This window comes from Granulicatella sp. zg-84 (assembly GCF_010892375.1).
Lineage (GTDB): Bacteria > Bacillota > Bacilli > Lactobacillales > Aerococcaceae > WM01.
This window is the reverse complement of the sequence record NZ_WNJX01000016.1, coordinates 22,575-45,599: the sequence shown is the minus strand read 5'-3', so window position 1 is coordinate 45,599 and position 23,025 is coordinate 22,575. Positions and strand designations below refer to the sequence as shown.

Annotated in this window: 23 protein-coding genes and 1 other annotated feature; of the genes, 21 read left to right on the top strand and 2 right to left on the bottom strand. The window is 31.7% G+C overall.

The features are described 5' to 3' along the window. On the bottom strand, positions 1 to 415 hold a 415-nt coding region (locus tag GMA06_RS05100; protein ID WP_163561909.1), incomplete at its 3' end, for a helix-turn-helix domain-containing protein. Between the two features lie 175 nt (positions 416 to 590). Here GMA06_RS05100 and GMA06_RS05095 point away from each other — a divergent pair. The 17 genes from GMA06_RS05095 (at position 591) to GMA06_RS05015 (ending at position 15,346) form a co-directional block, all read left to right on the top strand. Continuing rightward, entirely contained in the window at positions 591 to 1,886 is a 1,296-nt protein-coding gene (locus GMA06_RS05095) for a helicase-related protein (protein WP_163561908.1), read from the top strand. A 173-nt stretch (positions 1,887 to 2,059) separates the two neighbouring features. Then, positions 2,060 to 2,359, top strand: coding sequence for a hypothetical protein (locus GMA06_RS05090; protein WP_163561907.1), 300 nt, complete (start codon positions 2,060 to 2,062; stop codon positions 2,357 to 2,359). Continuing rightward, positions 2,346 to 2,870 (top strand): hypothetical protein, encoded by a 525-nt coding sequence (locus GMA06_RS05085; RefSeq protein ID WP_163561906.1) that lies wholly within the window; start codon positions 2,346 to 2,348, stop codon positions 2,868 to 2,870. Before GMA06_RS05090 ends, GMA06_RS05085 begins: the two co-directional genes overlap by 14 nt. 96 nt (positions 2,871 to 2,966) lie before the next feature. Continuing rightward, positions 2,967 to 3,311 (top strand): GNAT family N-acetyltransferase, encoded by a 345-nt coding sequence (locus GMA06_RS05080; RefSeq protein WP_345940875.1) that lies wholly within the window; start codon positions 2,967 to 2,969, stop codon positions 3,309 to 3,311. 73 nt (positions 3,312 to 3,384) lie between these two features. Continuing rightward, a complete protein-coding gene (locus GMA06_RS05075; protein WP_163561904.1) occupies positions 3,385 to 4,074 on the top strand; it encodes an adaptor protein MecA in 690 nt (229 codons plus the stop codon). A gap of 20 nt (positions 4,075 to 4,094) precedes the next feature. After that, entirely contained in the window at positions 4,095 to 4,475 is a 381-nt protein-coding gene (locus tag GMA06_RS05070; RefSeq protein WP_163545170.1) for a VOC family protein, read from the top strand. A gap of 220 nt (positions 4,476 to 4,695) precedes the next feature. Next, positions 4,696 to 5,421 carry a hypothetical protein gene (locus GMA06_RS05065; RefSeq protein ID WP_163561903.1) on the top strand — a complete coding sequence of 242 codons (726 nt, stop codon included), beginning with the start codon at positions 4,696 to 4,698 and terminating at the stop codon, positions 5,419 to 5,421. 9 nt (positions 5,422 to 5,430) lie between these two features. Next, entirely contained in the window at positions 5,431 to 6,168 is a 738-nt protein-coding gene (locus GMA06_RS05060) for an MBL fold metallo-hydrolase (RefSeq protein ID WP_163561902.1), read from the top strand. 13 nt (positions 6,169 to 6,181) lie between these two features. Then, positions 6,182 to 7,201, top strand: coding sequence for a lipoate--protein ligase (locus tag GMA06_RS05055; protein ID WP_163561901.1), 1,020 nt, complete (start codon positions 6,182 to 6,184; stop codon positions 7,199 to 7,201). 265 nt (positions 7,202 to 7,466) lie between these two features. Then, positions 7,467 to 7,838: a hypothetical protein gene (locus GMA06_RS05050; RefSeq protein ID WP_163561900.1), complete on the top strand. Its 372-nt coding sequence runs from the start codon at positions 7,467 to 7,469 to the stop codon at positions 7,836 to 7,838. Beyond that, a complete protein-coding gene (locus GMA06_RS08620) occupies positions 7,828 to 9,381 on the top strand; it encodes an ABC transporter ATP-binding protein (protein ID WP_163561899.1) in 1,554 nt (517 codons plus the stop codon). Before GMA06_RS05050 ends, GMA06_RS08620 begins: the two co-directional genes overlap by 11 nt. 149 nt (positions 9,382 to 9,530) lie before the next feature. Then, on the top strand, positions 9,531 to 10,439 hold the full coding sequence (gene xerC / locus GMA06_RS05040; protein WP_163561898.1) for a tyrosine recombinase XerC: 909 nt from the start codon (positions 9,531 to 9,533) through the stop codon (positions 10,437 to 10,439). Between the two features lies 1 nt (position 10,440). Next, a complete protein-coding gene (gene hslV, locus GMA06_RS05035) occupies positions 10,441 to 10,971 on the top strand; it encodes an HslU--HslV peptidase proteolytic subunit (protein ID WP_163545163.1) in 531 nt (176 codons plus the stop codon). Further along, positions 10,971 to 12,368, top strand: a complete 1,398-nt coding sequence (gene hslU / locus GMA06_RS05030) for an ATP-dependent protease ATPase subunit HslU (RefSeq protein WP_163545162.1) — start codon at positions 10,971 to 10,973, stop codon at positions 12,366 to 12,368. The genes hslV and hslU overlap by 1 nt, the downstream gene beginning before the upstream one ends. Before the next feature lie 21 nt (positions 12,369 to 12,389). Next, positions 12,390 to 13,199: a GTP-sensing pleiotropic transcriptional regulator CodY gene (gene codY, locus GMA06_RS05025; RefSeq protein ID WP_345940874.1), complete on the top strand. Its 810-nt coding sequence runs from the start codon at positions 12,390 to 12,392 to the stop codon at positions 13,197 to 13,199. Positions 13,200 to 13,292: 93 nt separating this feature from the next. Beyond that, the gene (gene tig, locus GMA06_RS05020; protein ID WP_163545160.1) at positions 13,293 to 14,573 is read left to right on the top strand and encodes a trigger factor; all 1,281 of its coding nucleotides are present in this window, start codon (positions 13,293 to 13,295) and stop codon (positions 14,571 to 14,573) included. Between the two features lie 65 nt (positions 14,574 to 14,638). Continuing rightward, a complete protein-coding gene (locus tag GMA06_RS05015; protein WP_163561897.1) occupies positions 14,639 to 15,346 on the top strand; it encodes a phenylalanine--tRNA ligase beta subunit-related protein in 708 nt (235 codons plus the stop codon). A 58-nt stretch (positions 15,347 to 15,404) separates the two neighbouring features. On the opposite strand, the gene GMA06_RS05010 is transcribed toward GMA06_RS05015, so the two are convergent. Further along, complete coding sequence (locus GMA06_RS05010; protein ID WP_163561896.1) at positions 15,405 to 15,968, bottom strand: class I SAM-dependent methyltransferase; 564 nt, start codon at positions 15,966 to 15,968, stop codon at positions 15,405 to 15,407. Between the two features lie 164 nt (positions 15,969 to 16,132). Between GMA06_RS05010 and GMA06_RS05005 the strand changes: the two genes are divergently transcribed. The 4 genes from GMA06_RS05005 (at position 16,133) to priA (ending at position 23,024) form a co-directional block, all read left to right on the top strand. After that, the gene (locus GMA06_RS05005; protein ID WP_163561895.1) at positions 16,133 to 17,629 is read left to right on the top strand and encodes a LysM peptidoglycan-binding domain-containing protein; all 1,497 of its coding nucleotides are present in this window, start codon (positions 16,133 to 16,135) and stop codon (positions 17,627 to 17,629) included. A gap of 42 nt (positions 17,630 to 17,671) precedes the next feature. Beyond that, positions 17,672 to 17,866, top strand: a binding site (T-box leader). Between the two features lie 61 nt (positions 17,867 to 17,927). Further along, positions 17,928 to 20,339, top strand: a complete 2,412-nt coding sequence (gene leuS / locus GMA06_RS05000) for a leucine--tRNA ligase (protein ID WP_163561894.1) — start codon at positions 17,928 to 17,930, stop codon at positions 20,337 to 20,339. Continuing rightward, positions 20,339 to 20,578 carry a DUF1294 domain-containing protein gene (locus GMA06_RS04995; RefSeq protein ID WP_163561893.1) on the top strand — a complete coding sequence of 80 codons (240 nt, stop codon included), beginning with the start codon at positions 20,339 to 20,341 and terminating at the stop codon, positions 20,576 to 20,578. The genes leuS and GMA06_RS04995 overlap by 1 nt, the downstream gene beginning before the upstream one ends. 70 nt (positions 20,579 to 20,648) lie before the next feature. Beyond that, positions 20,649 to 23,024: a primosomal protein N' gene (gene priA / locus GMA06_RS04990; RefSeq protein WP_163561892.1), complete on the top strand. Its 2,376-nt coding sequence runs from the start codon at positions 20,649 to 20,651 to the stop codon at positions 23,022 to 23,024. The last annotated feature ends 1 nt before the right edge of the window (position 23,025 follow it).

Here is a 23,025-nt window from a genome sequence, read left to right as displayed (position 1 = left end):
CCGTATGTACAGATACATTGTGTTGTTTAGCGATGTAGGTTTCTGAAATGGTTTCTGTTAAAGTATCCATTATCTTTTGTTTTAAACGGTTTGTGATAAAACAATGCTTATCCACAATAGGTGTTTCAGCTGTAAATGATGATTGACAGGATTTACAATAAAAACGTTGTTTAGTGAGTGATAAATAGGCGTTTAGTCCTGAAATTTGGCATAAAGACAGTCGTGATTGACGTGTCCCATTTTTTACAATGCCATTGGTTGTGTGACAATTTGGGCAACAATCTGGTGTATAGGTTAATTTACCGTATAAGACTAATGATTTTTTATGTCGAATGTCACACTCTGATACGTTTTCATGATCAAATGTGATGTTTTTATCCTTTAATTGTAGTAAGATTTCTGTTATATTAGACATAGGCAATTTCTCCTTATTATTTGGTGGTACTTTTAATTTAAGAGAAAATTGCCTTTTTGTCTACATAAAATTAGGGTTGCTGGCTTATGCCATCAACCCTAAAAATTATACAGCCTTTTTATTGTAGAACAAAGATTTTGTCATAAATGGCATATATTATCAATAGGTGATAAATATGAAAGAAAATGCTTATGGACGTGAGATAGTTATAAAAAAGAAAGATTTATCTCAATTCAAGTCTTTTATTTGTATACCAGCTGTGTCTAATCGAAAATGCTGTCGCTGTGATATGCCTATTAAGTATCAAACACCTTGTTCAATATGTCTGCAATTTTGTGGTTATTGTGTTTCTTGTATAAATTTAGGTCTATTAAAAGAGTGCGACTATCTTGTTTCTTATCCAGAACCAAAAAATAAACATAGACATGTTGTCTTTGATTTTAAGGGTACCTTGTCCAATGAACAAGAAAAACTATCTAAACGTATTGAGCAAGCAGCACTATCCAATGAACAATTACTCGTCTATGCTGTAACAGGTGCAGGAAAAACAGAAATGATTTATAACGGTATTCATCGTATTCTTGAGGAGGGTGGGAGAGTTTGTTTATCTGCACCTAGAGTAGATGTATGTATTGAATTATCTCTTCGCTTAAAAAAAGTTTTTCCTGATGAAAATATTGCTGTTTTATACGGAGCAAATTCCGAATCTTATCGTTATAGCAAATTGGTGATTTGTACCACACATCAATTATTGCGATTTAAACATGCGTTTGATTTATTGTTTATTGATGAAGTAGATTCATTTCCTTTTAGCAATAATCCTATATTAACCAATCGTATTGAGAAAGTATTAAAAGAAAAAAGTAGTTTAATTTTGTTAACAGCAACACCTAGTAAAGATCAACTTAAAAAAATAAAAAAAGGAACCTTATCTTGCGTGACATTACCCGCAAGGTATCATAAGCACCCACTTGTTGTGCCAAAAAGTATGTATATTGGATTTTGGAAGAAAAAACCTAAAGTATTGTTTTCTATTTTGCATCAATTTATAAATAAAAATCAACCATTTCTCGTCTTTTTGCCCAATATTGACGATATGCATGTTTTAGAAAAACAGTTAAAAAAAGCATATCCCAATTTAGCTATTGCATCCGTACATGCACAAGACAGTCATCGCTATGAAAAAATCCAATCCATGCGTGACAATCAATACGACTGTTTGTTGACCACAACCATTTTAGAACGAGGTGTGACCTTTAAACATATTCATGTCATTGTTGTAGATGCACACCAACCAATATTCACAACAGCTAGTCTTGTGCAAATTGCCGGTAGAGTTGGACGAACAGTTGATGCACCAAGTGGTCTTGTATATTTTTTACATAATGGTGCATCACGATATTTAAAAAAAGCGATAAAAGAGATAGAACATATGAATAAACTCGCAAAGGAGAGAGGATTGATTTTATAATGTTGTGTCTTATATGCCAAAAAAGAATATACGAGAAAATAGATATCTTTTCTTTTTCACAAAATAAAAAACAATGGCTATGTGCGGAATGTACCAATAAAGATAAAATAGATGACTTTCATGAACACTACATTGTACAAAACGATTATAGATATCGTTTTGCATTTGCCAGTGTGTACGAAAAAATATTTATTATTTATCGTAAACATCTTGTTTTAACCTTTTATGATAATCAAAGTGTGGTAGACTATACAGCTGGTATTGTTAAAGAAAAGTTACCACAGTGTTTTTCTTTACAAAAGCATGCTGTTAGTATTGTGCCTTATTTTAAATATTGTCTAAGAGAATACAAAAAAATAGTCGTTATTGATTATCATGGATTAAGCGAAGAAATGTATCAATATATACAACATCACAATCATACTACAATAGAGCGTTTAACACTATGGAGGAAATTAGATGGCTACTTTTAAAATAACTGAAAAACAAAATCGAGTATATCTAACACTAATATTAGAACCTCTTGAAGAATATGTTTTCTTTTCAACAGCTGCTCCAGTTTTATCTATGAACCAACTGTCACAAAAAGAATATACTGGAGAATATGTAAACTGTATTTCATTAAAAACATATTTATCTCAAGGTGTTTCTACATATATGTTTTTTGATGTTCTTTTTCAAGTAGTGAATATATTAAAACAATTAGAACATGACTATATAGATACTCATTTTATTTTATGGAATATCAATCAATTTGTGTACCATCAAGATAAAGAATGTATTGCCTTTATTGGTATCAGATTGATTGGAAAAGAGAATACATACAATTTTAAAAAATTAATTTTAGATTGTTTAAAAAATAGTCAATTTTTTAAAGAGGAACCATTAAACAATTTTATTAATATGATTCAAGACATCATACAAGCAGAAGATTGTCAGCAACGAGTACTTGACTATAAAAAGGAAATGGAAGATAGAAGATGATATTTATAGGATTAGTCATTTTTTGTATATATGTATTTCTTTTATATAAAAGAAAGAAAAAGAGCATATTTCATCAAAAAGTGTGTATAAAATGTTATACTATTTATACGACAAGGTATAGAACATGCCCCATTTGTAAAAAGAGAAAGTATTGGAGGATTTATAATGGAATTTGTAAAAAAAGGAAATAGTTTTGTTTATGAAGTTGACGGACAGTTATTAGGAGAAATAACATATGCTTTTGTGAAAGATAATGTGATTGATGTTAATCATACATATGTATCAGAAACATTAAGAGGACAAGGCATTGCTAAAAAATTGGTAGATACAGTTGTTGCATACGCTAAGGAAGAACAGTTAAAAATTATTCCAACATGCCCGTATGTTGTGGCACTTTTTGAAAAAGATGATGTCTATCAAGAAATAATGTTTAAAGAATAGATATATCTTACTTTACAAATAATGAAATTGTTATAAAATATTCATTATAATTTATATAAAAGAGGTGATACGAATGAAAATGGAACACATAAATGAAAATACAATAAAAGTGATGATTGCTAAGTCTGATTTAGAAGAACGAGGTATTACATTTTTTGACTTATTAGGAAGTCAAAAGAAAGTTGAAACATTCTTTTATAGCATTTTGGATGAAGTTGGTATGCGTCATGAATTTGAAGGTATTGATTCTGTGACATTTCAAGTAGTGCCTAAAAGAGACGGTTTTGACTTATATATTACAAAAGGAATGGTCGATAATTTTAAAGAGCACTTAAAAGCATCTATTCAAGATATTGATTTTGATAGTAATAACCCGCTTGATAAAATGATTCAATATTTAGAACAAGAATCAAATGAAGAAAAAAAAGAAAAAGCAATATCTCAAAAACAACTGTTTGAAAAAGAAGAATTAAAAAAAGAATCTACTAAATCACTTGTTTTTGTATTTGAAAAAATTGCTGATTTTGTTTCTTTTGCCAAATATATAAAAGTGGAACATTTAGAAAATCATTTATATGATTATAATGGAGAATATTATTGGGTTATAACATGCTCAACAGCAAATGAGCGTCAACATGTGTTGCACATAGCATTAGAATACGGAGAAATGGCAAAAGTATCACAAGTATTTTTAAATGAACACGCAAATCTTATTATTGAATCAAACGCTTTAGATGTGACAAAAAAATATTTTATCAATTAATATTGTGAGGGATAATATAAATGAAACAACAAATGGTACATACGTGCTATCGTGTCAAAAATTTAGAAGAATCTATTAAATTTTATACAGAAGCATTTGATTTTAAAGTGTCTCGATTAAGAGATTTTCCAGAAAATCAATTTACACTAGCTTATTTAACATTGCCTGAAAGTGATTATGAATTAGAATTAACTTATAATTATGGACATGGTGCGTATGAGTTGGGAACAGGATATGGTCATATTGCAATTGCTGTAGAAGATCTTGAAGCACTACATGAACAACAAAAAAATGCTGGCTATAATGTAACAGACTTAAAAGGATTACCAGGTATACCACCATCTTATTATTTTATTATTGATCCAGACGGATACAAAGTAGAAGTCGTTAGAATGAAATAACAAATAACTATAAATAGGGTCCCCCTATTTATAGTTATTTGTGTTTATTTTTGTGTCTAAAAGTAGAAAACTTGATATATTAAGGGTTTTCTCATATAATGTAATTTGGGTACATGTTGTATTCATATTTTATAAAGGTTAGGGTAATGATATGGATTTAAATACATTTATAAAGCAACTTAAATATTTTGCAAGTCATCCAGTTATAAAATTGTTTATTATGCCATTAACATTGATTTTATTTGGAACATCATTTGGTTCTAAAGGTAATCCTTTGAATTTAGTGGGAGCTATTGTTTTTTATTTCTTTATGTTAATGATGCAATTTATTGAGCAATATTTATTTATCAATGTATCTAAGCGTGGCTATGTAAAATGGCAACCCTTATATATGTTTGAGCTAATTATTCTTATTTTTTTAGTATTACTGTATTATATAACGAATATTATTTTTACAATACTTGCATTTTTATACGTTGTAAGTACGCATTTGATGTATGCACCGTTCAAGTTAAAAGGTACGATTTATTACATCATATTACAAGTATTTTTAAAAGGATTGGTCGTAACGATTTTAGCTTCATTTATTCAAGTAAATTTAATTACTATGAATTTATTTGTAGCCATTTTACCTCTTGTTAGTGGACTTTTAGTATATTACGCAGAATCAGAGAAACTAGACATTGTTAAATATGGAATGGTTGCTTTACCAAAAAATTTATTACGTTATTTATCTATTGCAGGGCTTATTGGTATGGCTGCATTTCCTTTTGCAATAGGAAGAGTGGCATTAACGAATATATTATTTGATGTTTTACTAGTTGGTATTGTTGGATTATTTATACAATTTATGTTTAAAAATAAACATTATTTAAATACTGGAAAAAGTAAAAATTATTTATCAAGTTTATATACATTATATGTGCTTTTGTTAAGTCTATTTTAGGAGGTTGCTATGAAATTAACCATTTTAGGTTGTATGGGAGCCTATCCAACACCGACACAAGCAACATCGTCTTATTTATTAGAGGCAGACGGATTTAAATTACTTGTCGACATTGGAAGTGGCGCTTTTCAACATCTTGCTTCTATTATGGAACCGACAGATATTGATGCATTGCTGATTACGCATTACCATGCAGATCATATTGCAGACTTAGGTGTGTTGCAATATGCTTATCAATTAAAGCCTGCACTAGAACATTTGCCTAAAAAAATATTAAAAATTTATGGACATCAGCATTCAGAAGAATTTTCTAAATTGACGATGCAAAATGTGAGTGAGGGAATTGTTTATAATCCAGAGGAAATTTTAAGAGTAGGTCCTTTTAAAATAACATTTTTAAAAACCATTCATCCAGTTGTGTGTTATGGGATAAGGGTTGAAGATAAAAACACTAAAAAAGTATTTGTTTTTACAGCAGATTCTGGGTATTTAGCAGACTTTATTACTTTTGCAAAAGATGCAGATTTATTACTTGCAGATGCAATGTTTATGAATGGTTCAGAAAATAGTACCGTGCATATGACAGCAGGAGAAGTCGGAAAGATTGCAGATTTAGCGAATGTTAAGCAATTGGTTTTAACGCATTTACCTGTGAATTATCAAAGCGTTTTAAAACAACAAGCAGAAGAAATGGTTGAACATATTCCAGTTTATTTAGCAAAAGATTTTGATACATACGAAATTTAAAGGAGGATATGTCATGTATTTTGTAGATAATAAAGAGATTACAGATCCACGTGTCAATATTGCTTTAGAAACATATTTAGTAGAAAATAAGTTAGTAGATGAACCGATTTTATTATTTTATATCAATGAACCGTCTATTATTATTGGGCGTAATCAAAATACAGCTGAAGAAGTTAATCAGTCGTATATTGATGAAAAAGGTATTCACGTCGTTCGCCGTATGTCCGGTGGAGGAGCTGTTTATCATGATTTAGGTAATTTTTCTTTTTGTTTTATTAAAGATGATGATGGTTCTTTTAGAGATTTTGGCAAATTTACAAAACCTGTTATTGACGCACTTCATAAAATGGGTGTTTCTGGGGCAGAGTTACAAGGTAGAAATGATTTGTTGATTGACGGAAAGAAATTTTCTGGAAATGCTATGTACGCTAAAAATGGTCGTATGACAGCTCATGGTACAATTTTGTTTGATGCTGATTTAGATGCTGTCACGAAAGCATTAAAGCCAAGAAAAGAAAAAATTGAATCTAAAGGTATTAAATCTGTTCGTTCACGTGTTACAAACATTAAACCTTATGTATCAGCACAATATCAAAATATGACAACTCAAGAATTTCGTGACAGTTTATTATTAGAAATTTTTGGTGTATCATCACGTGACGACGTAAAAGAATACCATCTAACAGATAAAGACTGGGAAGGTGTTTATAAAATTCGTGATGAACGCTTTGGAAATTGGGACTGGAATTATGGACATTCTCCACAATTTTCAATGGCTTGTCATCATAAATTCCCATTTGGATTAGTCGAATTTAAATTAAATGTATCAAATGGACACATTGATGACATTAAAATTTTTGGTGATTTCTTTGGTTTAGGTGACATTGTAGATGTAGAAGCAGCATTACGTGGAACTAAATTTGATAAGGAACATGTTCAAAATGTATTTGATACGATTGACGTGAAAAAATACTTTGGAAATATATCATCAGAAGAATTAACCCAATTACTTGTTTTCGGAACAGTTGAATAAGATTGAAAGGAAGATGTTTCTTAGCGTCTTCTTTTTTGTGTGATGTACATGTCGTTCCTCCAGATGATTGGATGTCATATAATATCACACTTTACGTTATTAACAGATTGATATATCAATTTTAAAGATTTATTTTATGAACATAAACAGTGATTATTCACTTTGTGTTAGTTGAGAATAAGGATTATCATATAGGAGGAAAATTTATGAATACAAAAGATGATATATTGACTAGTAAAAAATATGAATAGAAAATGAATGGTATTTGTCAAATAAAGAATACAAAATTTTGTCTCAAAAAATGTTGGAATTACAACATAAGTATTCAAAATATATATCTATAGCTTTATGGGAAGAAAATAGTTCTAAAAAAATATTGAAAAATCTTTCTGAAACAGGCTTAAGTTGTGGAGCAGGTTTAACAGAATGGACAATTACTGAACAAGGTTTTATCAAGCCATGTTCATTTTTTCCTGATAAGTATTTCACTCAATATTTTTATAAAAATTTTCAGGATATTCTTTTAAAGAAAAAGACTAATTCTGCTGTAGAATGTATCATATCATGGGAAAAAGAATTAAATAGTGTAGGTTTAAGCACAAAAAATATTTGTGAGGTGATATATCGTGCCATTTAAAAATAAGTATTTTTATCTTAGTTTAGTATGTCTATTCTTCGTAGCATTGATGAATATTTGTTTTAGTGTGTTAACCAAATTTATTGTAGACACACTGCTCGAACACAATATATCTCAATTTTATCATTTCGTGATTTTATTGGTTGGAGCTACGTTAATTTTATTGATAGCAGAATACGGGCAACAACTCTTTCGTCAAAAATACATCAATAGTATGGGAGAATACTTACACGAAAAAGCCATTTATCAATTATTACATTTACCACATGACACTCTAGGAAGTGACTATATATCAACCATTTCTAACGATATTGAAATGATCAAAGAACTGTATTATGAGGCTCAATTATCGTTGTGGCATGGTTTAATGTCGTTTTTATTTGCGGTTATCGCTATTTTTTCATTAGATTTTATGACGGCATTATTTATACTAACATTATCGCTTTTACCGATTATTATTCCGTATGTATTGAAAAGTCATTTATCAAGATTGCAAAGTGTTATTTCTAAAACAAAGTCGGAGTATACAGTGCAATTATCAGATATTATTGAAGGAGTCGTTATTATAAAGAATAGTTTTTCTCTAGCTCATTTTAAAGAAAAGTTATTCAAAAAATATCATGCGATTAGTCAAGATATTGATGCCAAAACACGTATTGGTAGTATGGGAAATGTGCTGATTGGTTTTTCTTTTTATGCAACAACAATCATGATTTTATGGATAGGAGGGTACCAAGTTTTAAGTGGTGCCATTACTGTTGGTACTATTGTGGCAATTTATTCCATTTCAACAGAGTTAGTACATCCTATCAATTTAATCGCATCTTCATTATCTGATATTAAATCTTCACAAGATATTCAACAAACATTTCTGAAAACAGAGATATATGAAGATAACTTAAATATACAATCAGATTTTCATCATATCATTTGTCATGATTTACAGTATCAACTAAATGATACAAGACTTCTTGATTTTTCTAAACAAATACTTCAATTTGATAAAGGAAAACACTATCTTATAACTGGAAAAAATGGTAGTGGTAAGACGACATTGATAGAGTTATTAACGAAAAATAAAGAGTATACACAAGGAGATATTTTGATAGATAATATTTCAATCCAAAATATGAGTTATCAAAAAGTACAATCTTTCTTTGCTTATGTACCACAAAAACCAATAATGTTTCACGATACCATTTTACATAATATCACTTTATATCAATGTTATGACAGTGAATACATGCTTTCTTTACTAGACATTTTTAGATTAAAAGACCGTTTTCCAACACTAGATAGTTTAGATGAACGTTTCGACCAAAAGAGTACATTGTCTGGGGGTCAACAACAAAAAATCGCATTGATAAGAGCACTCTGTCAAAAGAAACCTATTTTAATTTTAGATGAATCATTAAGTGCAATGGATGAGCAATCTTCCAAAGAGATAGAACAGTATTTACTGTCTTTATCTCATCAAACAATTATTCATATTTCACATAGAAGTCAACCTGAACAGTATGATAACTGTATTCACTTATATTAGTATTATAGAGTGAAAATGACGAGGCGAACCACACTATCAAATTGGTGGTTCGCCTCGTTTTAGTATAATATGTCAGAATTGTACAAAAAAATGCAACAATTTTGAAAATTCTAACTAATTAAGATATAATGGTCTTTGGAGGCGATTTAATGGAACAACATATTATGGATTTTTTAGACATGTTACAGCGTGAAAAAAGATATTCCCTTGCGACAATTCAAGCATATAGACGTGATATTGAAAAATTTGTTTCTTTTTTAAAGCAAGACAAAGAGTCAGATATACTAAATGTAACGATTAGAGATGCTAAGTACTATTTAGCGTATTTGACTGAGCAAGAGTATAGTAAAAATAGTATTTCTCGCTTATTATCGAGTTTACGTGTTTTTTATCAATATCTATTAAGTTTAGACTATGTTGAAGAAAATCCATTTGTATATGTTACCTATAAAAAAAGAGAAAAACGCTTGCCAAAATTTTATTATGAACCTGAAATGGAAAAAATTATCGAGGCGACAAAAGGAACTGAACCACTTGATTATCGTAATATGGCATTGGTAGAACTATTATATAGTTGTGGATTACGTGTGAGTGAATGTGTTTCTGTTACATTAAAAGATGTCGATTTTCGTGCAAAACTTATTTTTATTCTTGGCAAAGGTGGAAAAATGCGTTACGTTCCTTTTGGAGAGTGGGCAGAAGATACATTGCAAGACTATTTGGAAAAAGGACGTCCTGCACTGATGCAAAGACAAAAACATGATGTGTTATTTGTAAATCATTTAGGAGAACCTTTGACACCTGCTGGTGTATCTTATATTTTAAATCAAATCATTAAAAAAAGTAGCTTGACTTTTAATATACATCCTCATATGTTACGGCATACATTTGCAACACATTTATTAAATAATGGAGCAGATATACGTACTATTCAAGAGTTATTAGGACATGATAGTTTAAAAGCAACAGAAGTTTATACACATGTTACAAAAGAAAGTTTGTATCGAAATTATCAACAATTTCATCCTCGTGCAAAAAGAAAAGATAAAGGAGAATAATATGACAACAATTTGTGCAGTAAGTAAAAATGGACAATTTGCAATGGCTGGAGATGGTCAAGTGACAATGGGTCAAAGTGTCATCATGAAAGGCAGTGCAAAAAAAATTCGTCGTTTGTACCAAGATAAAGTTGTTGTAGGATTTGCTGGTTCTGTTGCAGATGCTATTACATTAGAAGAAAAATTTGAAGAAAAATTAGAACAATATAAAGGAAATTTACAAAGAGCAGCTATTGAGCTAGCAAAATCATGGCGTAGTGATCGTATGCTTCAAAAATTAGAAGCGTTATTGATTGTGATGAATGATAAACAAATGTTATTGGTATCTGGTACAGGTGAAGTCATTGAACCTGATGACGGTATTTTAACGATTGGGTCTGGAGGAAATTATGCACTTGCTGCAGCAAGAGGTCTTATGAGAACGGACAATACACTTTCAGCTGGGCAAATCGCTTATGAAAGTTTGAAAATTGCATCAGAAATTGATGTATTTACAAATGACAATATTATTGTAGAGGAGTTGAATGCTTAATGGTAAAAGCATTGGGAAAAACACCCCGTGAAATTGTTAAAGAATTAGACAAATATATTATTGGACAAGATAATGCTAAAAAAGCGGTTGCTGTTGCATTAAGAAATAGATATAGACGTTTGCAATTATCTGCGGATATGCAACGTGATGTGACACCCAAAAATTTAATGATGATTGGTTCTACTGGTGTTGGAAAAACAGAAATTGCAAGACGATTAGCAACATTGGTAAAAGCACCATTTATTAAAGTAGAAGCAACAAAGTTTACAGAAGTAGGTTATGTTGGACGTGATGTAGAGTCAATGGTTCGTGACTTAGTAGATGCGGCTATTCAATTAGTTGATAAAGAAAAGAAAAAAGGTATTTACCAAAAAGCAGAAAAAGAAGCCATTAAACGTATTGCTGCTGCGTTAAAACCAGGAATTTTCAAAAAGAAACAACAATCTTCTGATTTAAGTGCTCTTCAAAATATGTTCCAAGGATTAGGAATACCGAACCATGAAGAAGTGGAAGAAGTGACACCAGAAATTGCAGCAGATAGACGTGTGTTAGAAAAACAAATCCAAGATGGTTTATTGGATAGTAAAGAAGTGACTATAAAATTATTAGAACGTGAAAAAGAAGTTTATGGTGGCGGGCCTGCTATGGAACAACTATCTGCAATGCAGTCGATGATTGGTTCTATGACACCGCGTAAGAAAATCACACGTACCGTAACGGTTTTAGAAGCAAAAGAATTGCTTATTCAAGAAGTTAGTGAAGAGTTGGTCAATAAAGATGATATTCAGTCAGAAGCATTAAAATTAGCGGAGTCTTCAGGTATTATTTTTATTGATGAGATCGATAAAATTACATCAAAATCAGATAATGGTGGACAAGTATCAAGAGAAGGTGTTCAAAGAGATATTTTACCAATCGTTGAAGGAAGTCAGGTGATGACTAAATATGGTCCTATCAAAACAGATCATATTTTATTCATTGCATCTGGAGCCTTTCATGTGGCAAAACCAACGGATTTAATTCCGGAGTTACAAGGACGTTTTCCTATACGTGTTGAGCTTGTTGACTTAACACAGGAAGATTTTGAACGTATTTTAAAAGAACCAAACAATTCATTGTTGAAACAATATACAGCATTATTAGAAACAGAAAATATTGAATTGATTTTTACGCAAGAAGCGATTGCTAAAATGGCAGAGATTGCGTATCAATTAAATGATGAAACGGATAATATTGGTGCTAGACGTTTACATACTATTTTAGAAAAATTATTAGAAGATTTACTATTTGAAGCACCAGATATGCCTGGAGGTACGATTACCATTACACAAGCATACGTTGAAGAAAAAGTTGGCGTTATTTCACATGATGATAAATTAAAACATTATATTTTATAATGAATGGTTGGGGGAATGATAGTGGAACAAGTTTTAAGTAAATTAAGAGAATTGATGACATTACTTCAAACAGACCGTGATTTCAGTGACATCGAAAATATAGCACAAACGTATAAAGATTTACCTTTCAAACGAGTGGCTAAAATTTTATCAGGTATTACAGACTCAAATATTTATATCGTGGATAATAACGGTATTATATTAGGTTATGATGAACTTTATACAATGGATAGCCCACGTTTTACAGCTTATTTAGAACAAAGACAGTTTCCTGATTTTTACATTCAAGAATTAAATAAGATTACAAAAACATATGAAAATATCACAGTTGACGAGTCGTATACAGCTTTTCCCGTTGAGAATAAGGATATTTTTGGTAATGGTGTGACGACCATTATTCCAATTTTTGTATCAGGAAAAAGACTTGGAAATCTTAGTTTGGCACGAATTGGAAAATTGTTTGAAACGAGTGATCTAATTTTAGCAGAGTACAGTGCAACGGTAGTTGGATTAGAATTGTTATACTATATTAACCACAAAGAACAAGAAGAAATTAGAGAGAAAGAGAGAATTTCTTTAGCGATAAGCAGTCTTTCGTATAGTGAAAAGGAAGCAATTCGTTGTATATTCAGTACCATTTCAACTTTAGAAGTACGCATCACAGCATCTAAAATTGCAACTGATTATAATATTACGAGATCTGTTATCGTAAACGCGTTAAGAAAATTAGAATCAGCAGGTTTATTAGAAGCTCAGTCTTTAGGGATGAAAGGAACACATATCAAATTAAAAAATAATACTATTTTGGAAGAATTAAAATATATGATGTAAACAAAAACAAAGACAGACAAAGAAACTAATTTACTTTAACGCTATTTTAGTGTAATATAAAAAAGTATTGAAATATTTTGTGGAGGAAGAAACATGACAGCAAAATGGGAAAAAACAGGCACAAATAATGGTGTGCTAACATTTGAGATTTCTCAAGATAAAATCAAAGAAGGATTGGATAAAGCGTTCAAACGTGTTCAACCAAAATTAAACGTTGCAGGATTCCGTAAAGGTAAAGTGCCACGTACAATTTTCAACAAACAATTTGGTGAAGAAGCATTATATGAAGACGCATTAAATATTTTATTACCAGATGCATATGATAATGCTATTGAAGAATTAGCATTATTCCCAGTAGCTCAACCAAAAATCAATGTAAAATCTATTGAAAAAGGACAAGATTGGGTTATTGAAGCAGAAGTTGTTGTAAAACCTGAAGTAAAATTAGGTGATTACAAAGGCTTAACAGTTGAAAAACAAGATCGTACAGTAACTGTTGAAGATGTTGAAAATGAATTAGCTAAAAAACAAGAACAATTTGCTGAATTATCTGTTAAAGAAGGTAAAGCAGAAAATGGCGATACAGTTGTGATTGACTTTGAAGGCTTTAAAGACGGTGTTGCATTTGCAGGTGGAAAAGGTGAAAACCATTCATTAGAATTAGGTTCAAACTCATTCATTCCAGGTTTTGAAGATCAATTAGTTGGTACATCAGCAGGAGATGACGTAGAAGTTAATGTGACATTCCCAGAAGAATATCACGCAGAAGACTTAAAAGGTCAACCAGCAACATTTAAAGTAACTGTAAAAGAAGTAAAATCAAAAGAATTACCAGCTTTAGATGATGAGTTTGCTAAAGATGTTGATGATTCTGTTGAAACATTAGCAGAATTAAAAGATAAATTACAAGAATCATTACAAAAAGCAAAAGATGAAGCAGCACAAACAGCTGTAGAAGATGCAGCATTACGTCAAGCTGTTGACAATGCAGAAATCGTTGAATTACCTGAAGAAATGGTACACGCAGAAGTGCATCGTCAAATGGACTTCTTCTTAAACAATATGAAACGTCAAGGTATTTCAGAAGAATTATACTATCAATTAACTGGAACAACTCGTGCAGATTTACATAAACAAATGGAAAAAGATGCGGATGTTCAAGTGAAAACAAACTTAGTATTAGAAAAAGTAGCAGAAGTTGAAAACTTAGATGCAACTGAAGATGATATGAACAAAGAAATCGAAGAATTAGCAGCAACATACGGTATGGAAATTGATGCTGTTCGTAACGTGTTAAATGCAGAAATGTTAACACACGACATTAAAATGAAAAAAGCAATGGCTGTTATCGTGGATAGTGCTATTGAAAAATAATCAATAAAACCAAGCGATAATTGTTTCGCTTGGCTTTATTTTATAAATAAAAGGAGAAATAGTATATGAATGTTATTGTTGATAAAGAATTTTTTAATCTTTTCCCTAATGGAAGTTTATTTGTATTAAGTCTAAAAGGCATTGACAATCATGCTAAAGAAGATAAATATGACTTTTTCAAAAATAAATTAGATAGTGCAACTGTTTCAGCAAAACAATTTTTAACAGAAGATACATTTACACAAAATGAGGTTATAAAAGAATGGCGTGAAGCATTTGCCACTTTTAAAACAAAAAAAGGTGCAAGAAGTTCTATTGAGGCTCTTTTAAAACGTGTTAGTCAAGATAGAGAATTTACACCAATTAACCCACTAGTTGATTTATATAATAGTGTATCTTTATCTTATGGTGTCCCTTGTGGCGGAGAAGATATTGCCCGTATTCAAGGTGATTTACATTTAGGACAAGCAAAAGGTGGCGAACCATTCTTTCCTTTAGGTGCCGAAGAAGACTCTCCTGCTTTACCAGAAGAATTGATTTACTATGACAATGAGGGTGCCGTATGCCGTAGTTTAAACTGGCGTGAAGCACAAAGAACGATGTTAACAGAAGAAACACAACATGCTGTTTTTATCATGGAAGCAATCAATGAACATCAAGCAAAACGTTGTCACGAAGCCATTCATGCTTTAAACGATTTATTGCAAGAATATTTTGGTAAACAAGGTGATATTGCTGTTTTAACAAATGAGCAACCTGAAGTAGCTATTTAAGATATCATGTTTAAAAAGGCTTGAAAGTCACATTCTTATGACTTTCAAGCCTTTTATATTAACGCTTTTGTATCGCAATAAGCTGTGGTGGGTTGTTTTGTTGGTTTAAAAAGTGATAGTGTAATACGTGATATTCTTTTTGTGGGAGTGAAGAAGTATAATTTATCACACTTTCTTTTTCTTCTAGTCCTCCTGTATGTCCATCGTATAAAACTAAAATGATAAGTCCATTTTTTTGTAAATGTGGAAGTATCTGTTTGATAGATTGAAGTGTTGTATCTCCATTTGTAATAATAGTTTTATCAGCCTTTGGCAAATAACCTAGATTAAAAATAGCGGCTGAAATAGACATATTATTGTTTAAAACTTGATAGATATTTGCGTGATTTAATAAATGTAATTCGCATTGATCTAAGGCACTATGTTCTTGTAGTAATTGTGTTGTATTTTGTAATGCTTGTTCTTGAATATCTAAAGCAATTACTTTTCCTTGTTTACCCACAAGTTGCGCTAAAAATAATGTATCATGTCCATTTCCCATAGTGGCATCAATCACAAAGTCATTTGGTTTAACATATTGAGTTAGTAGGGTATGGCTAAAACGTTGTGCCGAGTCTAACAAAATAATCACTCCTTTTTATTTATATAATATATTTCCGTTTCATTCATATTATTACACAAAGATTACATATTTTAAATCAAAACAACACTGTGTCATGCCCTCTTTTAAAACTGGTTTTTATACTCTATAATCAAAAGTAATCAGATTTGGAGAGGGAATTATTCATGAAATTATTAAGAAGACAAACAAAGCGTTTATATGAACAACAAAAGTTGAAAAATAGTAAATTAAAACAAGCATCTGCAACTGTAGGGGCAACACTTGCGGTATCAAGTGTTGCCATTACGAGTGTACAGACAGCACATGCAGAATCAGCACAGCAAAATTTTATCAATACTATTGGACAATACGCCCAACAAATTGCTAGAGAAAATGATTTATATGCTTCTGTGATGATTGCTCAAGCGATTTTAGAAAGTAATTGGGGAACAAGTCGATTAGCTACGGCACCAAATTATAATTTATTTGGTATTAAAGGTCACTATAATGGACAATCTGTTGTAATGAAGACAATGGAAGATAATGGAAAAGGTGAATTGTACCAAATCAATGCTGGTTTTAGAAAATACCCATCTTATTACGAATCTTTACAAAATTACGCTCAATTATTAAGAACAGGTGCAATGGGCAATAGTCAATTTTATGCTGGTGCATGGAAAAGCCGTACGAATTCTTATCAAGATGCAACAAAATGGTTAACTGGACGATATGCGACGGATACAAAATACGCGGCAAAACTAAATAGTATTATCGCAACATACGGATTAACACGATACGATAGTCAAACAACTGTACCAGTGTCTACATCAAATTCTGTTAATGTATTGGCAAATATTTCAGCAAACGGTCAATATGTGGTTCAAAAAGGCGATACATTATTGGCGATTTGTCGTCGATATGGTATGGACCTAGCAACATTAAAAGCAATAAACAATTTAACGTCAGACACTATTTATGTGGGACAAATATTAAAAGTGGCAGGTCAAGTATCTGAACCAACTACTCCAGTTGTAAAAGAAGTTATCAAACAAGAAAATACAGTATCAAAACCAGAGGTTGTAACAATAGTAAATAGTGGAACATATACAGTTAAAGCAGGTGATACATTATACCGCATTGCAAAAAATAATGGTACAACTGTTGAAGCACTTAAAGAGGCAAATGGATTATCAAGTCATTTAATTTATGTAAACCAAGTGTTACGCTTATCCGCATCACAAGCATCAAACCAAGTTGTTGAAAGCCAACCAAAAGTGTCCCAGCCAGAAACAGTTAAACCTGTTGTTGAGAGTGCACCACAACAAGTAGAAACTAAAGTAGAACAATCTGTAAAATCTGTGTCATCACAATCTACACATACTGTACAAAAAGGTGATACATTATATCGTATTGCGAAAAATAATGGATTAACAGTATCAGAACTAATGCGTTTAAATGGCTTAAATTCTGCGTTAATTCGTGTAGGACAAGTGTTGACATTATCTGGTCAATCTACAACAACATATGTGACTCAAGAAATAGGTGTTACACATAAAGTCAAAGCAGGTGACACATTATACCGTATTGCAAAAAATAATGGGACAACTGTTGAAGCTTTAAAAGCATTAAATCATTTGACATCTGATTTAATTTATGTAAATCAAACATTAAAAGTGAAATAATTGACATTTTTTGTAATTCATCTTAAAATGTAACAAAATGATTGATAAACGATGATTAGGAGTAGTAGAACGTCGTCTTTGATAGAGAGTGTTCGGTTGGTGGAAGAGCACAAAGAAACGGTTTGAACTCGCCTATAAGTTACTTTTTTGATATGTAGAAAAAGTCGGATCGCTACCGTTATCGGCATGATGAGTATAAAATAGGTGGTACCGTAATTATAGATAATTACCCTATATGGCTATATTAGTCATATAGGGCTTTTTGTTGTCAATCAAATCACTAATAAAGGAGATATGTATGAATTTTAATCACAAAGATATTGAAAAAAAATGGCAAGATTATTGGCAGGAGCATCAAACATTTAAAACAACAGAAGATGATAATAAACCATATTTCTATGTACTTGATATGTTTCCATATCCGTCTGGACAAGGATTGCATGTTGGGCATACAGAAGGGTATACAGCAACAGATATTTTAGCTCGCTTTAAGCGTGCACAAGGCTATAATGTTTTGCATCCAATCGGTTGGGATGCCTTTGGATTACCCGCAGAGCAATATGCCATTGATACAGGAAATGACCCTGCTGAGTTTACTTATAAAAATATTGCGAATTTTAGACGTCAATTAAAAGAGCTAGGGTTTAGTTATGATTGGGAACGTGAAGTAGACACAACAGATCCAAACTATTATAAATGGACACAATGGATTTTTGAAAAATTATGTGAAAAAGATTTAGCATATGAAGATGAAATTCTTGTAAACTGGTGCCCTGCTTTAGGAACAGTATTAGCTAATGAAGAAGTTATCGACGGAAAAAGTGAACGTGGTGGACATCCGGTATATCGTGTACCAATGAAGCAGTGGGTATTGCGTATTACTGCTTATGCAGACCGTTTAATTGATGATTTAGATTTAATTGATTGGCCTGAAAATTTAAAAGAAATGCAACGTAATTGGATTGGACGTTCACACGGTGCACAAGTGACGTTTAGTGTAGCAAACACAAAACATACCTTTGACGTATTTACAACTCGTCCAGATACATTATTTGGTGCAACATATGTTGTATTAGCTCCTGAACATCCACTTGTTAAACAGATAACAACATCTGAACAACAAGAAATAGTAGATGCTTATTTACAAGACGTTTCTTTAAAATCTGATTTAGAAAGAACAGACTTAGCAAAAGATAAAACAGGTGTCTTTACAGGAGCTTACGCTATCAATCCAATGACACAACAAGAAATTCCAATTTGGGTTGGGGACTATGTTTTGATTGGTTATGGAACAGGTGCAATTATGGCGTGTCCTGCTCATGATCAACGTGACTTTGATTTTGCTACAAAATTTGAATTACCAATTATCCCAGTATTAACAAGTGGACAAGAAGATACATTGCCATTTTTACAAGACGGTATTCATATCAATTCTGATTTCTTAAATGGATTGAATACACAAGATGGTATTGATAAAGCGATTAAGTGGTTAGAAGAACATCAAGTTGGAAAACAAGTGACATCCTTTAGACTAAGAGACTGGATATTCTCAAGACAACGTTATTGGGGTGAACCAATTCCTGTTATTCATTGGGAAGATGGCACATCAACATTGGTTAAAGAAGATGAGTTACCACTGTTATTACCAAAAACGGATAATATTAAACCAAGTGGTACTGGAGAATCTCCACTAGCAAATATAACAGAATGGGTAAATATTGTTGATGAAAACGGACGTAAAGGACGTCGTGAAACAAATACAATGCCTCAATGGGCAGGTAGCTCATGGTATTTCTTACGTTATGTAGATCCAACCAATACAGAGCAACTTGCTGACCCAGAAAAATTGAAAAAATGGTTCCCGGTAGATATGTATATTGGTGGAGCAGAGCACGCTGTATTACATTTATTGTATGCACGATTCTGGCATAAATTCTTATACGATATTGGTGTTGTTCCAACACCAGAACCATTCCAACGTGTGTTTAATCAAGGGATGATTTTAGGACCTGACGGCAATAAAATGTCAAAATCTAAAGGGAATGTCATAAACCCTGACGATGTTGTCAAAACATTTGGTGCAGATACATTACGATTATACGAAATGTTTATGGGACCTTTAGATGCGTCAAAACCATGGAGTGAAACAGGTCTTGAAGGCTCTCGTCGTTTCTTAGATAGAGTATGGCGTTTGATGATTGATGACAATGGTAAATTAAGAGATCGTGTGACAACGTTTAATGACGGTAAATTAACAAAAGTATATCATCAAACAGTGAAAAAAGTGACAGAAGATTATGCTGTAATGCATTATAATACAGCCATTTCACAAATGATGGTCTTTGTCAATGAAGCTAATAAAATGGATGCTCTTCCAGTAGACTATATGAGAGGCCTTGTTCAATTATTAGCACCAATTACACCACATATTGCTGAAGAATTATGGGAAAAACTTGGTGGTAAAGAGTCTATTTCTCATGTTGCATGGCCGCTTTATGATGAAAAAGAACTTGTTGAAAATACTGTTGAAGTGATTTTCCAAGTAAATGGTAAAATTAAAGCACGTCAATTTGTTGAAGTTGATTTAGATAAAACAATATTGGAAACATTGGCAAAAGAACATGAAGACGTGAAGCAAGCCATTTCTGGTAAGGAAATTGTAAAAGTTATAGCTGTGCCAAATAAACTTGTTAATTTGGTGATTAAATAATGTACCATTTATGGCTATTCTTTTTCTACAATTTATTTGTGTTTTTGTTAATGGGAATAGATAAATATAAAGCGGTGTACAAAAAATATAGAATTTCTGAAAAAATATTGTTACTATTATTTCTTTTTGGTGGCGGTATAGGTGGTTTGTCAGGAATGATTATGTTTCATCATAAAGTTAGAAAATGGTATTTTTATCTTTGTGCTAGCATTGGTGTTTGTACAGTATTCCTTTTGTAAAATAATCGAGGTTTTTGAACCTCGATTATTTTTATTGTATAATGTAGAAGATGAAGAAAAGAGGTGTGCTATGGATGAAATTGCTAAAGTGATTGTCGATGTGTCAAGTAGTCAAACAGATCAAGCGTATGACTATCTTATTCCAGACAATTTAAAAAATCAGCTTTCGATTGGTTATCGTGTCAAAGTACCATTTGGTACTCGATTTGTACAAGGATTTGTTGTCGATATAACGTATACCACTGGAGTAGATTATGAACTAAAATACATATCTGATATTTTAGATGCCGAACCTGTGTTAACACCTGAATTAGTCGCTTTAGGAGATTATTTATCTCAAACCGTTTTTTCGTTTAAAATGAGTTGCTATAAAACCATGCTACCTAATTTTTTAAAAGCAAATTATCATAAAGAAGTGGAATGGATAGACAACACATGTTGTCCTCCTTTATTTGAGAAACAAAAAAGAATTTCTTGGAAAATGATTGAATCTTTAGGCATGACACACGCTGTTTTAAAATGGAAAAAAGAAGAAAAGGTGATTGTTCATTATCTTGTTGAGGATAAAATTACACATAAAACACAGCGTTTTGTTTCCTTAGTAAAACCGATAGAAAGCATTCCAATTAGGGCCAATGCACATCAACAAAAAGCGTTGCTTGACTATTTAAGTCAATCTTCAAAAGTATCTACTAAAACATTAGCAGAGGCAAATATTTCATTAAAAACACTCCAATCAGCAAAACAAAAAGGATGGATTGAGATAACAGAAGAAGTGATTGAAAGAAATCCTTATGAGCATATCACATTTGAAAAAACAATGCCTTTGACGTTAAATGAAGAACAAAAAACTGTGTACACTCAAGTAAAAGAAAGTATTTTAAAACGTGAACCAAAGACATTTTTATTAGAAGGTGTTACAGGGAGTGGTAAGACGGAAGTATACTTGCAGTTAATCTCTGATGTTATTCAAAATGGGCGAACCGCTTTATTACTTGTTCCAGAAATAGCTTTAACACCACAAATGGTAAAACATTTTAAAGGTCGTTTTGGTCAGAGAGTGGCTGTGTTGCATTCTGGATTATCTGAGGGAGAGCGTTATGACGAATGGCTAAAAGCAAAAGAAAAAAAAGCAGATATTGTTGTTGGAGCTAGATCATCTATTTTTGCACCGCTTGATAATATTGGACTTATTATTATAGACGAGGAGCATGAAACGACCTATAAACAAATGGATACGGTAAAATATCATGCAAGAGATGTGGCGATATGGCGAGGACAATATCACCAATGTCCTGTTGTTTTAGGCAGTGCCACACCGTCACTGGAGTCACGCGCTAGAGCACAAAAAGGAAATTATACCTTTTTAACGTTAACAAAACGTGCCAATGATAAACCATTGCCCCACGTGCAAATTGTCGACATGACTACAGAGAAAAAAGTCGGTAATTTTGACTTGTTTTCAGATATCTTAAAATTAGCAATCGAAGATAGATTGCAAAAAAAGGAACAAGTCGCTTTATTATTAAATCGAAGAGGCTATGCCTCATTTTTAATGTGTCGAGATTGTGGACACGTCATGCAATGTCCAAATTGTGATATTTCTTTAACACTTCATAAAGATACACATAAAATGAAATGTCATTATTGTGGATTTGATACATCTATTCCAACAGAGTGTCCAAATTGTTTTAGTGATAAAGTGCGTTCATACGGTGTAGGTACACAGCGTGTGGAAGAAGCTTTATACCAATTATTCCCACAAGCTAAAGTTGTACGTATGGATGTTGATACAACAAGTAAAAAAGGGCAACATGAACGTTTATTAAATATATTTGGCTCAGGAGAAGCAGATATTTTATTAGGAACACAAATGATTGCCAAAGGATTAGACTTTCCAAATATTACTCTAGTTGGTGTAATTAATGCTGATACATCACTTTATCTATCCGATTTTAGAGCCTCTGAAAAAACATATCAGTTATTAACGCAAGTTGCTGGACGTGCTGGTCGAGGAACTCTATCAGGTGAAGTCATTATTCAAACATATAATCCAGAACATTATGTGTTACAACTTGCTCAAACGCAACAATACGAAGAATTTTATAAACGTGAAATGTACAGTCGTTATATGGGACATTACCCACCTTATGTATATACGACAACCATTACCATTACACATCACTTTGAATCCACCGCTTTGAAAAGTGCCTATCAAATTAAACAAATTTTAGAACAATCACTTGGAAAAGATGTCGTGCTACTTGGACCAAGCGCAAAGTCCATTGCACGTATCAATAATAAATTTTATTTCCAAATATTATTAAAATATAAAAATATAAAAGCTGTTGAAAAAGTGTTATACCAAATTACAAATGATAGTCAAGAACTTGCAAAAGAAAAAATATATGTGTCAATTGATGTCAACCCGGTGAATTTTATTTAAT